Raw genomic sequence first — 13,624 nt, 5'->3', positions numbered from 1 at the left:
AGAGAAACCCCTCATGAAATTCAAAGGTTCCCAGGACTACGTCGCCACGCCCGACCTGATGCTGGCGGTGAACGCCGCGATCACGCTCAAGCGGCCGCTGCTGGTCAAGGGCGAACCCGGCACCGGCAAGACGCTGCTGGCCGAGGAGGTCGCCAAGTCGCTGGGACTGCCGCTGCTGCAGTGGCACGTCAAGAGCACGACCAAGGCGCAGCAGGGTCTGTACGAGTACGACGCCGTCTCCCGCCTGCGCGACAGCCAGCTCGGCGACGACAAGGTGCGCGACATCGGCAACTACATCGTGCAGGGCACGCTCTGGCAGGCCTTCGCGTCGGACACGCCGGTGGCGCTGCTGATCGACGAGATCGACAAGGCCGACATCGAGTTCCCCAACGACCTGTTGCGCGAGCTCGACCGCATGGAGTTCTACGTCTACGAGACCCGCGAGTGGGTGCGCGCCAAGCACCGCCCGCTGGTCTTCATCACGTCCAACAACGAGAAGGAGCTGCCCGACGCCTTCCTGCGCCGCTGCTTCTTCCACTACATCAAGTTCCCCGAGGCCGACACGATGCAGGCCATCGTCGACGTGCACTTCCCCGGCCTCAAGAAGGAGCTGCTCGCCGCCGCGCTCAAGACCTTCTACGACGTGCGCAAGCTGCCCGGGCTGAAGAAGAAGCCCTCCACCTCGGAGCTGATCGACTGGCTCAAGCTGCTGCTCGCGGAGGACATCCCCGCCGAGGCGCTGCAGACGCAGGACGACAAGGTCGCCATCCCGCCGCTGGTGGGCGCGCTGCTGAAGAACGAGCAGGACCTCTCGCTCTTCGAGAAGCTCGTCTACATGCAGAGCCGCAACCGCTGACCGCCGCGAGGACACGAGCTCATGAGCCAAGACTTCAACACCGCCTGGCGCAAGTCGCTGGCCGACGCGCTGGGATTCGTCGGCGGCGGCGTGATCGGCCTGCTGGCCGGCCGCGCACTGGGCTGGGAGTTCCTCACGCCGGGCTGGGGCACGCCGCAGGTCCTGGGCCTGCTGACGATCCTCGTGGGCATGGGGGTGACCTGCGTGGTGATGCGCCGCCTGCTGCTGGGTCCGAAGCGTTGAGCGCGCCCCTCTCCTTCACCGCGCCGGTCACGCTGGCCGGTCCGCACGCGCGGCTCGAGCCGCTCTCCCCCACGCATGAACCGGCGCTGGCCGAGGCCGCCGCCGACGGCGCGCTCGACCGGCTCTGGTACACCTCGGTCCCCGCGCCCGAGCGCATGGGCGCCGAGATCGCACGCCGCCTGGCGCTGCGCGACGCGGGCTCGATGAACCCGTTCACGGTCTTCGACGCCACCGGCCGCGCCGCCGGCATGACGACCTTCATGCACATCGACGCGGTCAACCGCCGCGTGGAGATCGGCTCCACGTGGACACGCGCCTCGTGCCAGCGCAGCGGCCTGAACACGCAGTGCAAGCTCCTGCTGCTACGCCACGCGTTCGAGACGCTGGACTGCATCGCGGTGGAGTTCCGCACCCATCGGCTGAACACGCAGAGCCGCCGCGCGATCGAGCGCCTGGGCGCGCAGCTCGACGGCATCCTGCGCTCGCACCTGCGCATGCCCGACGGCACTCTGCGCGACACCGCCGTCTACAGCATCACCGCGGCCGAATGGCCGACCATCCAGACCCACCTGCAGTGGCAACTCGACAAACCCCGGAGCGCCTGATGCCTGCCGTGAAGAAGAAGACCTCCGCCAAGCCCGGCGCGCGCCGCCTGGACGTCGACGCGCTGTGGGCGCTCGCGCGCATCGGCGCGCCCAGCCTGTCGCCCGACGGCGCGCAGGCCGTCGTGCCGGTCACGCGCCACGACATGGACAAGAACAAGGGCGCGACCTCGCTGTGGCTGCTCTCGACGCTGGGCGGCGAGCCGCGCGCGCTGACCGCCGCCGGCGAGAAGGACGGCCAGCCGCGATGGAGCCCGCAAGGCGACCGCATCGCCTTCGTCGCGCGCCGCGACCAGGAAGGCGACAAGGACGAGGCGCCGCAGCTCTACGTCATCCCGCCCGACGGCGGCGAGGCGCGCCGCGTGACCCGGCTGCCGTTCGGTGTCGAGTCCTTCAAGTGGTTCCCCGACGGCAAGCGCCTGGCCTTCGTGTCCTGGGTCGATCCCGCGCTCAAGGGACAGGCCGCGCAGGCCGAGCGCCGCAAGGCCGAGAAGGACCGCAAGGAATCGGCCTACGTGACCGAGGAAGGGTTCTATCGATTCTGGGATCACTCGCTGCCAATGGGCCGCGTGCCCCACCTGCATGTCGTGGACATCGACAGCGGCAAGGTGCGTGACCTGTTCGAGGGCACCGACTACGAACTCAGCCGCGCCGAGCCCGATGCCGACACCTTCGACATCTCCCCCGACGGCAAGCGCATCGTCTTCAGCTTCGATCCCAACACGCCCAAGACGCTGGAGCACCGCAACGCGCTGGCCGAGGTCGACGTGCGCTCGGCCCGCGTGCAGGTGCTGCTGCATGAGCCGGCCTGGGACCTGGTCGCGCCGGTGTACAGCCACGCCGGCCAGCACATCGCGTTCATCGCCTGCCACCAGGGCCTGAAGCACACGATGCCGCAGCAGCTCGCGGTGCTGGACACGCACGGCAGCTGGGCCGTGCTGTCGGAGGACTGGGACCAGGAGGTCGCCGCGCCGCTGCGCTGGGACGAGGACGACCTGGGCGTGCTGTTCTGCGCCGAGGACCGCGGCCGCCGCCACCTGTACCGCTTCGACGTGAAGACGCTCGCCGCCTTCCCGCTGTGCGAGGGCGGCAACATCGGCGCCTTCGCGCTGGAAGCCGGCACGCTGGTGGTGCTGCACGACAGCGCGTCCTTCCCGCCGCGCGTGTCCGTCGTCGAGCACGAGGGCGAGGCCGACGAGCAGCTGCTGCATCCGCTGGAGTCCTTCAACGACGCGGCGCTGGCCGAGCTCGCGATGGGCGAGGTCGAGGAGCTCTGGTACGAGGGCGCGCTCGGCGAGCTCGTGCAGATGTGGCTCTACTACCCGCCGGGCTTCGATCCGCGCAAGAAGAACCCCAGGACGAAGACGCCGCTGATGCAGCTGATCCACGGCGGACCGCACACCGCGATGGGCGACAGCTGGCACTGGCGCTGGAACCACCAGACGATGGCGTCCGAGGGTTATGTCGTCGCCTGCGTGAACTATCACGGCTCCTCGAGCTTCGGTCACCGCTTCGCCGACTCGATCACCGGCCGCTGGGGCGAGCTCGAGCTCGAGGACGTGGAGATCGCCACCGACCTGCTGCTCAAGCAGCCCTGGGCCGATGCGAAACGCGTCTTCGCCACCGGTGGCAGCTACGGCGGCTACATGGTCGCGTGGATGAACGGCCATGTGCCCGCGGGACGCTACCAGGCCTACGTCTGCCATGCCGGTTGCTACGACTGGACGGCGATGTACGCCAACGACGCCTACCTCTGGCACGCCAAGGAGCTGGGCACCGCCTACTGGAAGGATCCGGCGAAGGTCGCGTCGCAGAGCCCCATCGGCTACGCGCAGCACTTCAACACGCCGACGCTGGTGATCCACGGGCAGCTCGACTACCGCGTCCCCGATGCGCAGGGCCTGGCCTACTACAACACGCTCAAGGCGCAGGGCATCGACGCGCGGCTGGTGTGGTTCCCCGACGAGAACCATTGGGTCATGAAGCCGCGCAACTCCAAGCTCTGGTACGGCGAGTTCTTCGGCTGGCTCAAGCGCCACGACGGCGCTGGTGCCAAGGCCTCGAAGGCCAAGAAGACCTCGCGCAAGTCCGCGAGCGCCTGATCCAGCACGCCAGCATCCCGAGTCCGGCCGCGAGCATCGCCCAGGTCGAGGGCTCGGGAACGGGAGCGATCGGCGGCGCGACGGGCGGCCCCACCGGCGGCACCACGATCGGCGGCGGTTCCGTCACCGCGGGCGGCAGCACGAAGATCGGCGGTGTCGGCAGGCCGGTCGGCGGCGCGCCCGTCGAGGGCGGCCCGATCGCCACGCGCGGCGGGGTCACGAAGGCACCCGGCGGTGTCGTCGGCACACCGGTCAGCGGCGACGGCGGCAAGGTCGACAACGGCGCCGGCGCATCCCCGGGCACTGGCGCGGGAGCGCCCGCGCCCGGCGGATCGAAGAGCAGTTCATCGTCGCCCGGCGGCCGGGCGCCGCCGCCCCCGTTGCCTGGCACGCGCGCGATTCGGCTGACGTTGCGGCACACCGTGGGCACCATCACGCAGTCCTGACCCTCGCAATAGACGAGCGCGCGTTCGCGATGGTCCTCCATCCAGCCCGCGCGACTGACGGTGCCGCACACGCGGCCCTGGCCGAAATGCATGTCGCGGATGCCGGGCTCGTAGTCGGCGTTGCCCGAGATGCGGTCTCGCGAGATCTCGACCACATCGTCGTAGTCATGCGCGCGCATCCGGGCCTTGAGCCGCTCGCGCACCGCCGGCGCGATGTCCGTGTAGCGATCAACGGCCGCGGGCACGTCGCCCATGAAGCTGTCGTGTCCCGGCCGGTCCCAGGAACAGGCGGCCAGTCCGGTGGAAGCGGAGGAAGGGTTCGAGACGGCCGCGACCGCCGGATGGGCGAATGCCGCCCCCATGGCCATCGCGGCCAGCATCGTCAACAAGCGGTACATCGGCAGGGTGGCGGCCCCGTGGACCTCATCGGAGTGGAAGCCGATGAGGTTTGGCAAGTCCGATGCCCGGGGACAGGGCTTGCGTCCCCTGCGCCTCGTGGCGAGGCCGAGGGTCAGGTCAGGTCAGACCTAGACCTCATCCCAGTCCAGGTCGCCGCACAGCACGCGCAGCCGCCCGTCCTGCCAGTACGCGACGGACACCGTCACGCACATCCTGGCCCCGTGCAGGCTCAGATAGGGCCGCGTGGTCTGGATCTCGCCGACCTTCTCCACCGCGCGGCGGAAGTACGGACGCCGCGCCCAGCGCGCGTCGCCGGCGCGCTCCATCGGCAGGAACCGCGGGTCGATCTCGGCCGGCCCCGACGCCGGCACCGCGCGCGCGCCCAGCTCGCGACCGTCCTCGTCGAGCAGGTAGCACATCTGCGCCCCCTCCAGCTTCAGGAAGGGCTGGCAGGCCTCGACCAGCGTCCGCCCCTGCTGCAGCGGCTGCAGCGACAGCGCCAGCGCGGTGCGGAACGGCGTGAGCCGGTCCAGGTGGTCCCGGCGCAGCTGCGCCTGGCGTTCGTTGAACAGTCCCCAGACGTCCTCCAGCGCGGAGACGCCCTCCCCGTCCCGCAGGAACGGTGCCGGATGCCCGAACGCGAAACCCTGCACCAGGTCGACGTCAGCGTCCATGGCCAGCTGCGCGTCCTCCACCGTCTCGATGCCCTCGAGCAGCACCAGCGCGCCGCACTCGTGCAGCAGCGCCACCATCTGCGAGAGCACCCGCGCCATGCGCCGCGAGGTCCGCGAGCGCTTCAGCAGCGATCGGTCCAGCTTGACGATCTCCGGACGGATCCGCCAGATGCGGTCGAAGTTGGAATGCCCGACGCCGAAGTCGTCCAGCGCCAGCAGGCAGCCCGTCGCGCGCGCCGCCTCGACGGCCTCCTCGAAGCTGTCGTCGCGGGCCATCACGTCCTCGGTGACCTCGAAGACCAGGCGGTGCGTGGGCAGGCCCAGCTGATGCACGACCTCGACCGCGCGCGCCAGCATGCGGACCTGCAGCGCCGCGTGCATGAACACCGCCGGATGGATGTTGAGGAAGAGCCAGCAGTCGGGCTGCTGCTGCGACACGAAGTTGTGCACGTGCAGCAGGCGGCACAGGCGGTCCAGCCAGACCTGCTGGTCGAAGCTGCCCACGCCCTCGAACGCGGTGACCGGCGTGATGGGCCGGCCGCGGTCGTCCTCGACGCGGATCAGCCCTTCATAACCGACCGGCCGCCGATGCGGATAGCTGTACACCGGCTGGAACGCGCTGGTCAGCCGGTAGTTCTGATAGCTGCCGACCCAGCGGCCGCGCTCCTCGCCGATGGCGCCGTACAGCGCCTGCAACATCGCCTCGACTTCAGCGTTCTCGTCGCCGCTGTCCTGCCCGAGATTCATGCACCCGATCCCAACGTTGGAGGCTCCGCGGTCCCGCGACCGCGGACCCGTGCTTGGCGCCGATGCTACGCCTCTCGCACCTCACCTCGGCATGGATAATGCCCGGATGCCCCGGAGTTCAGGGGGAGGCCCATGCTGATCCAGTTCTTCTACACGCTGCGCGCCGCCAAACTGCCCGTCTCCGTCAAGGAGTACCTCACGCTGCTCGAGGCGATGAAGGCGGGCGTGCTCGACGACACCGGCGACGGTGGCACCGGCCCGACCATCGACAAGTTCTACGCGCTGGCCCGGACCGCGCTCGTCAAGGACGAGGCGCTGTTCGACAAGTTCGACCGCGCCTTCGCCGCCTACTTCAAGGGCGTCGAGCTGATGGGCGACCTGTTCAAGGCCTTGCCGCAGGAATGGCTGACCAAGCAGCTCGAGCGCGAGCTGACGCCCGAGCAGCTCGCCCAGCTCAAGGCCCTGGACTGGGACGAGCTGATGGACACGCTGCGCCAGCGGCTGGAGGAACAGCAGGAGCGCCACGAGGGCGGCAACCGCTGGATCGGCACCGGCGGCACCAGCCCCTTCGGCAACGGTGGCGTCAATCCGCGCGGCGTGCGCATCGGCGGCCCCGGCGGCCAGCGCAGCGCCGTCAAGGTCTGGGAACAGCGCGCGTACAAGGACTACGACGACGGCATCGAGCTGGGCACCCGCAACATCAAGGTCGCGCTGCGCCGGCTGCGCCGCTTCGCGCGCGAGGGCTCGGACCTGGAGCTCGACCTGGACGACACCATCCACAAGACCGCCGCCAACGCCGGCATGCTCGACATCCGGATGATCCCGGAGCGCCACAACAAGGTGAAGCTGCTGCTGCTGATGGACGTCGGCGGCACGATGGACGAGCACGTGCACCGGGTCGAGGAACTCTTCTCCGCGGTCAAGAGCGAGTTCAAGCACCTCGAGTTCTTCTACTTCCACAACTGCGTCTACGACTTCGTCTGGAAGAACAACCGGCGCCGCTTCAGCGAGAAGACCTCGACCTGGGACCTGATCCACAAGTACAACCGCGACTACAAGCTGATCTTCGTCGGCGACGCCACGATGAGCCCTTACGAGATCCTCCAGCCCGGCGGCAGCGTCGAATACAACAACGAGGAAGCCGGCGCCGAATGGCTGCAGCGGCTGACCAGCCATTTCAACAAGCACGTCTGGATCAATCCCGAACCGGCCGGGGTCTGGCAGTACCGCCAGAGCATCTCGCTGATCCAGCAGTTGATGCAGCAACGCATGATGCCGCTCACGATGAGCGGCCTCGAACAGGCGATGCGCGTGCTCAACCGATGACGGCTTCGATCCCGACGTCCCCCCTCGTCCCCGTCTCGCGACGCCTGACCCGCCTGCTGGCGCTGGGCGTGGCCGCGGCGCTGCTGGGCGGCTGCTCGCTGCTGCCCACCGAGCGCAAGGCTCAGCTCAAGGTCGCCGCGACCGAGGAGGCGGACGTCAACAACCCCTACGTCACGACCACGCGCAAGATCTCCGCCTACGAGCTGACCATCGAGGCGCCGCCCGAGCTGCGCACGCTGCTGATGGAACACCTGGACCTGGCGCGTTTCCGCGACACGCCCGAGGACATGCGCCTGACGGCCGCCGAGCTTCGCCGGCTGGCCGCCGTCGCGCCCGAGCAGGCCACGCGGCTGCTGGAGACCGCCGGCTACTTCAACGCCAAGGTCCGGACCGAGGAAGTGGGCGACCTGTCCGACGGCGTGCGCAACCTGCGCCTGATCGTGGACACCGGCCCGCGCGCGCTGGTCCGGCAGATGGACCTGCGCCTCGAGGGCCCGCTCAAGACCACCGCCGAGCGCGGCGACAAGCTCGCCGTCGCGCTGCAGCGCACGCTCACGCAGAGCTGGCTGCTGCCGCCGCAGACCGGCTTCAGCCAGGGCGACTGGGCCGCGGCCAAGAACGCGCTGCTCACGCGGGCCCGCGCGCAGGGCTACCCGCTGGCGCGCATGACCCACAGCGAGGCCGTCGTGCAGGCCGACGACAACCAGGTCGACATCGCCGTGACGCTGGAGAGCGGCCCGCTGTTCACGCTGGGCGAGCTGACCGTCGAGGGCCTGAAGCACCAGCCCGAGGAAAGCGTGCGGCGCCTGGCCGGCTACCAGCTGCACCAGCCCTACAACGAGAAGCTGCTGCTGGACTTCCAGGACCGGCTGCTCGGCACGCAGCTGTTCGACAGCGCCAGCGTCGAGATCCAGCCCGAGAGCGTCACCCCGCCGCCCGGCGCCGAGAGCGTGGAGGTGCCCGTCACGGTGAAGATCCGCGAGGCCGCGCGCCAGCAGGTCACGCTGGGCGTCGGTTACCGGACCGTCGACGGCCCGAGCACCAGCATCGAATACACGCACCGCAAGCCCTTCGGGCTGAACATCCGCGAGCGCAGCAAGCTCGAGCTGTCGCGCGTGCGCCAGGCGCTGGACACCGAGATCAGCTCGCACCCGCAGCCCAACATGCAGCGCAGCCTGGCGCTGGTGAAGGTCGAGCGCATCGACGACAACGACCAGGTCAACCTCAACCTCAGCACCCGGCTCGGCTACGCCAAGGAGACCGAGCCCGAGGACCGGCTGACCTACGTCGAGGTGCTGCGCGCGTGGGAGCACAAGCCGCAGATCCCGACCACCGTGGCCGGCGCGGTGTCGCTGAACCAGCAGATGACCTGGCGGCGGCTGGACTCGCGCGTGCTGCCGACCAAGGGCTGGAGCGCCACGATGACGGTGGGCGGCGGCTGGGCCGACAGCTCGTCGGAGAAGAACGGCCCGTTCGCGCGCGCCACCGGCAAGGTGTTCTGGTACTCGCCGCTGTCGGGGAAATGGCTGTTCTCGAGCCGGCTGGAAGGCGGCCAGATCCTGGCCAAGGGCAAGCTGGGCCTGCCCGAGGCGCTGCGCTTCCGCACCGGCGGTGACGACAGCGTGCGCGGCTACGGCTACAACGACCTCGGCCCGGTGAACTCCACCGGCGCGCAGACCGGCGGCCGGGTGCTGCTCAACGGCAGCGTCGAGGTCTCGCATCCGCTCACGCCGCGCATCCCGCAGCTGATGGGCGCGGTGTTCCTCGACGCCGGCCAGGCCGCGCAGAACTGGGGCGACTACCACCCCGCCTGGGCCTACGGCACCGGCCTGCGTTACCGCAGCCCGGTCGGCGTGCTGCGCTTCGACTTCGCCAAGGGCAACCTGGTCGACAAGTGGCGGCTGCACTTCAGCGTGGCGATCAGCCTGTAATCCGATGAGCGAGCGATGAGCGAGCCCCGCGACGATCTCCCCTCCTCCGCCGGCCCCGACGACGCGGCCCGGACCGCGCCTGCGCCGACGTCAGCCGCGGCGCCGTCCCGGCGCCGCCGCGCCGCGCGTGGCCTGCTCTGGGTGCTCCTGGCCGTGCCGGTGCTGGTGGGCGTGCTGCTGCTCGCGCTGACCTGGGCGCTCAAGACCGAGGGCGGCACCGCCTACGTGCTGGCCAAGGTGCCGGGCCTGTCGCTGCAGAACGCGCGCGGCCGGCTGCTGGGCGACTTCGACGTGGACCGCGCCGAGCTGGTGCTGCCCGGCACCGAGGACCGCGTCGTGCTGGAACGGCTGCAGTGGCGCAACGTGCGGCTGGCCTGGAACCGATCGCCGCTGCTGTGGGGCGAGGTGCAGGCCGACCGGCTCGCCGTCGCGCGGCTGCGCGTTCAGCTCGCGCCCAGCGCGAGCACCGAACCCGCCAAGCCGCCGCTGAGCCTGCTGTCGCCGGTGGCGATCTCGATTGCGGACCTGCAGATCGATGAGGTCGTCGTGCCGGGCCTGGACCAGCCGCTGCGCGGCCTGCGCGGCAGCGCCCAACTGGGCACCGACGGCGGCCAGCAGCACGCGCTGACCGTGAGCGCGCTCGGCTGGCAACAGCTGACCCTCGCGGGCGAGGCCCGCATCGCCACGCAGGACCAGCTGACGCTCGCCAGCCGCTGGACGCTGAGCCAGCCCACCGGCGAGCTGCCCTGGAGCGCGCCCTTCGCGTTGAACGGTCCGCTGGCGGATCTCTCGCTCAAGGGATCGCTGGAGGCGGCGAAGCAGCGGCTGCAGGTGCAGGCGCGCCTGCAGGCCTTCGCAACCTTCCCCATCGCGCAGCTGGAAGCGCAGGCCAAGGACCTGGACCTCGCCGCGCTGCTGCCCGGCACCGAGGGCGTGCCCCGCACCGGCCTGACCGGCAAGGTCACGATGACGCCCGACGCCGACAAGTCGCTCAGCGTCAAGGCCGACCTGGACAACGACGCCCCGGGCCGGCTCGACCAGGACCGGCTGCCGCTGCGCGGCCTGGAACTGGACCTGCTGCTGGATCCGTCGAACTGGACCCGGCTGCGGCTGCCTCGGCTGGACGCGCGACTGGCGGGCGGCGGGCGGGTGCAGGCGGTCGGGCAGACCAGCCAGGCTGACGGCAGCGTGCTGACGCTGCGCCTCACCGGCCTGGACAGCCGCCAGATCGACGCGCGCTGGCCGCTGGTGCAGGCCCGCGGGGAACTCAAGCTGTCCACGGCTGCCAGCATCGCCAAGGCCGATGCGCAGCAGGCCCTGCGCCTGGAGGGCGATCTGGCCGGACAGCTGGGCCAGGGCGGGCTGCAGGCGCCGATGGAAGTCGCGCTCGCCGCCGAGCTCCGCACGCAGTCCATCACGCTGCAGCGCCTGCGGGCCAAGTCCGGCCCGGCGACGTTGCAGGCCGAGGGCGAGTTCACGCTGGGCGAGGCGCTCAGCCTGGCCGAGGGCTGGAAGGCACGTGTGGAAGCGTCGGTGGCGGGTCTGGATCCGCGCCGCCTGAGCCCCGAACCGGTGCCCGCCGGCGCGCTGCCGCAAGCGATCAACGGCCGGCTGTCGGCCTCGCTGCAATCGCTCAAGGGCAGCCTCTGGCCGCAGGGCCAGGCCGCGCTCGACCTGCAACCGAGTCAATGGCAAGGCCTGCCGCTGAGCGGTCAGGTGCGCTACGCCCGCAAGGGCTCGGCCGCGCCCGACCTGCTCGCCGACCTGAAGCTCGCCGACGCGACGCTCACTGCGCGCAGCCGCATCAGCGCGTCGTCGCGGCGCGAGCAGATCGACCTGTCCGTCGAGCTCAACGCGCCCAAGCTCGCGTCGCTGCAGCCGATGTTGCGCGCGCGGTTCCCGCAGGCGACCCTCGTCGGCGCCGCGCAGGCGCAGGCCACCGTCGTGCTGATCCAGCCCGGCGCGCGCCAGGCGCAGTACGGCAGCGACGGCAAATGGCAGGTGTCCGGATTCGGCCTGTCCGGCGTGCCGGGCCTGCCGGCGAATTCCGGCAGCCGGCCCGCGCTGCAGCTCGACAGCGGCTCGGGCCAGTGGTCGCTGTCCAGCCTCAAGGACGCGAAGCTGGCGTGGACCACGCAGTTGCGCCAGCTGCGGCTGCCACAGCAGAGCACGCGGCTGGATGAGCTGCAGCTCGAGGTCTCGGGCAGCTGGGCGCAACACCGCCTCACGCTGACGACGCACGGTCAGGTGCCGCTGCCGCCGGTGCTCACCCAGCCCACCGCGACCAAGGTCGTCGCTCGCGCGCAATCGGCCAGCGCGCCCGGTTCCGCGCTGGCGCAGACGGTGCCGCTGGATCCGCAGGGCGCGCGCGCCCGGATCGCGTTCGACGGCAGCCTCGATGCCGATCCGCTGCGCGCCTGGCGCCAGGGTGGCAACTGGCAGGCGCGCGGCCTGACCATGGCGCTGGAGGCCAGCCAGCAGGCCACGCCCTTGCTCAAGGCCGGCCCGCTGGCGCTGGCGCTGCGGCTGGATCCCGCGCTGGAACCGCGTCAGGCGACGCTGGCGCCGGGACGCATGGAGCTGCTCGGCGCCGGTCTGCGCTGGGACCGCATGGCCTGGCAGGCGTCGGCGCAGCCCTCATTGCCCGCGGGCGAGTGGGACGTGCAGGCGTCGCTCGAGCCGCTGGCCGCCGCGCCGGTGCTCAACAAGCTGCAGCCCGATTTCGGCTGGGGCGGCGACCTGCAGGTCGAGGGCCGCTTCAAGTCGCGGCGCGACGCGCGCGGGCTGACGGTGGACGCGATGATCGAGCGCACGCGGGGCGACCTCACCGTCACCGACGAGGTCAGCACGCAGCGCCTGGCCTTGACCGACCTGCGCCTGGGCGTGATCGCCGACCAGGGCGTGTGGCATCTGATTCAGGGGGTGGCCGGCGAGAACATGGGCGCCGTCGGCGGCGCGCTGACCTTCCGCACCAGCGGTCCGCATGCGCTGCCGACGCCGGCGGCCAAGCTCGAGGGCGGCATCGAGGCGAAGGTCGACAACATGGGCAACTGGGGCCCGTGGCTGCCCGCGGGCTGGCGCCTGGGCGGCAGCCTGGCCGCGACGCTGAACTTCGGCGGCACGCTCGGCGCACCCGAGGTCCGCGGTCAGGCCGGCGCGCAGAAGCTCTCGCTGCGCAATCCGCTGCTGGGCGTGGACATGCAGCAAGGCGAGCTGCTGCTGACGATGAGCGGGCGCGAGGCCAAGCTCGAGAAGTTCACCGCCCGCGCCGGCAACGGCACGGTCAGCCTGGACGGCACGCTGCGCTTCGGCGCGTCGCCCAGCGCGGAGCTCGCGCTCAAGGCCGACACCTTCGCCCTGCTGCAGCGCGTGGACCGCCGCGTGGTCGCCACCGGCGCGGCGCAGCTCAAGGCCAGCGCGCAGCTGCTGGACCTCAAGGGCCAGTTCGTCGTCGTCGAGGGGCTCTTCGACTTCTCGCGCGGCGACGCGCCGCAGCTCGACAGCGACGTGCAGGTGGTGCGGCAGAGCGCGCCGCCCAAGGCCGTCGACGGCAGCGGCAAGCCGATGCGGCTCAAGCTCGACCTCGACGTCGATCTCGGCCGGCGGCTGCAGCTCAAGGGTTACGGCATCGACACGAGATTGCGCGGCCTGCTCCACCTCGCGCAGGACGGGCAGGCGCGGCCGCAGATGACCGGCGAGGTCCGCAGCGAGGGCGGCACCTTCAACGCGTACGGCCAGAAGCTCATCGTCGAGCGCGGCGTGTTCAGCTTCGTCGGTCCGCTCGACAACCCGCGGCTGGACGTGCTGGCGATCCGCCCCGGCATGGAGAACGAGGATGTGCGCGTGGGCGTGACCGTTACCGGCACCGCCAGCAGCCCGCGCATCCGGCTGTACTCCGAGCCGGACATGAGCGAGACCAACAAGCTGTCGTGGCTGGTGCTGGGTCGTTCGCCGGACAACCTGGGCCGCAGCGACACCGCGCTGATGCAGCGCGCGGCAATGGCGCTGATCAGCGGGGACGGCGAGAGCGCCAGCGACAAGCTGATCCACAACATCGGGCTGGACGAGCTGTCGTTCAGCGGCGAAGGCGACGACGCGCGCGGCACGGTGGTGCGGCTGGGCAAGCAGGTGAGCCGCAACGTGTTCGTCGCCTACGAGCGCGGACTGAACGCGACGACGGGGTCCTGGCAGGTCATCTACAAACTCGCGCAGCGCTTCACGCTGCGGGCGCAAGCCAACGAGTACCAGCAGGGCCTGGACGTGATCTGGCAGTGGAAATGGGAGTGACGGGGGGAGTG

General features: G+C 70.8%; 9 protein-coding genes. 7 read left to right on the top strand and 2 right to left on the bottom strand.

Going from position 1 to position 13,624, the window contains the following annotated elements:
• Positions 1-13 precede the first annotated feature (13 nt).
• Genes ACNI65_RS03740 through ACNI65_RS03725 form a run of 4 tightly spaced genes read left to right on the top strand, consistent with a single transcriptional unit; the run spans position 14 to position 3,803 of the window.
• On the top strand, positions 14-856 hold the full coding sequence (locus tag ACNI65_RS03740) for an AAA family ATPase (protein ID WP_416761268.1): 843 nt from the start codon (positions 14-16) through the stop codon (positions 854-856).
• A gap of 21 nt (positions 857-877) precedes the next feature.
• Positions 878-1,099, top strand: coding sequence for a hypothetical protein (locus ACNI65_RS03735; RefSeq protein ID WP_416761267.1), 222 nt, complete (start codon positions 878-880; stop codon positions 1,097-1,099).
• Complete coding sequence (locus tag ACNI65_RS03730) at positions 1,096-1,704, top strand: GNAT family N-acetyltransferase (RefSeq protein ID WP_416761266.1); 609 nt, start codon at positions 1,096-1,098, stop codon at positions 1,702-1,704. Before ACNI65_RS03735 ends, ACNI65_RS03730 begins: the two co-directional genes overlap by 4 nt.
• Positions 1,704-3,803 (top strand): S9 family peptidase, encoded by a 2,100-nt coding sequence (locus ACNI65_RS03725; protein ID WP_416761265.1) that lies wholly within the window; start codon positions 1,704-1,706, stop codon positions 3,801-3,803. Before ACNI65_RS03730 ends, ACNI65_RS03725 begins: the two co-directional genes overlap by 1 nt.
• Here the strand turns inward: ACNI65_RS03725 and ACNI65_RS03720 are convergent.
• Both ACNI65_RS03720 and ACNI65_RS03715 read right to left on the bottom strand, forming a co-directional pair.
• Positions 3,730-4,704: an MHFG family PEP-CTERM protein gene (locus ACNI65_RS03720; RefSeq protein WP_416761264.1), complete on the bottom strand. Its 975-nt coding sequence runs from the start codon at positions 4,702-4,704 to the stop codon at positions 3,730-3,732. The two genes, ACNI65_RS03725 and ACNI65_RS03720, sit on opposite strands and share 74 nt — an antisense overlap.
• Positions 4,705-4,776: 72 nt before the next feature.
• Complete coding sequence (locus ACNI65_RS03715; RefSeq protein WP_416761262.1) at positions 4,777-6,069, bottom strand: EAL domain-containing protein; 1,293 nt, start codon at positions 6,067-6,069, stop codon at positions 4,777-4,779.
• A gap of 132 nt (positions 6,070-6,201) precedes the next feature.
• Between ACNI65_RS03715 and ACNI65_RS03710 the strand changes: the two genes are divergently transcribed.
• Genes ACNI65_RS03710 through ACNI65_RS03700 form a run of 3 tightly spaced genes read left to right on the top strand, consistent with a single transcriptional unit; the run spans position 6,202 to position 13,613 of the window.
• A complete protein-coding gene (locus ACNI65_RS03710; RefSeq protein ID WP_416761261.1) occupies positions 6,202-7,395 on the top strand; it encodes a vWA domain-containing protein in 1,194 nt (397 codons plus the stop codon).
• Positions 7,392-9,326, top strand: a complete 1,935-nt coding sequence (locus tag ACNI65_RS03705) for an autotransporter assembly complex protein TamA (RefSeq protein WP_416761260.1) — start codon at positions 7,392-7,394, stop codon at positions 9,324-9,326. Before ACNI65_RS03710 ends, ACNI65_RS03705 begins: the two co-directional genes overlap by 4 nt.
• 15 nt (positions 9,327-9,341) lie before the next feature.
• The gene (locus ACNI65_RS03700) at positions 9,342-13,613 is read left to right on the top strand and encodes a translocation/assembly module TamB domain-containing protein (RefSeq protein WP_416761259.1); all 4,272 of its coding nucleotides are present in this window, start codon (positions 9,342-9,344) and stop codon (positions 13,611-13,613) included.
• Positions 13,614-13,624 lie beyond the last annotated feature (11 nt).

It is taken from the genome of Roseateles sp. So40a (assembly GCF_048081605.1).
Classification (GTDB): Bacteria; Pseudomonadota; Gammaproteobacteria; order Burkholderiales; family Burkholderiaceae_C; genus Roseateles.
The sequence above is the reverse complement of the archived record's forward strand: the minus strand, read 5'-3'. Positions and strand labels throughout refer to the sequence as shown.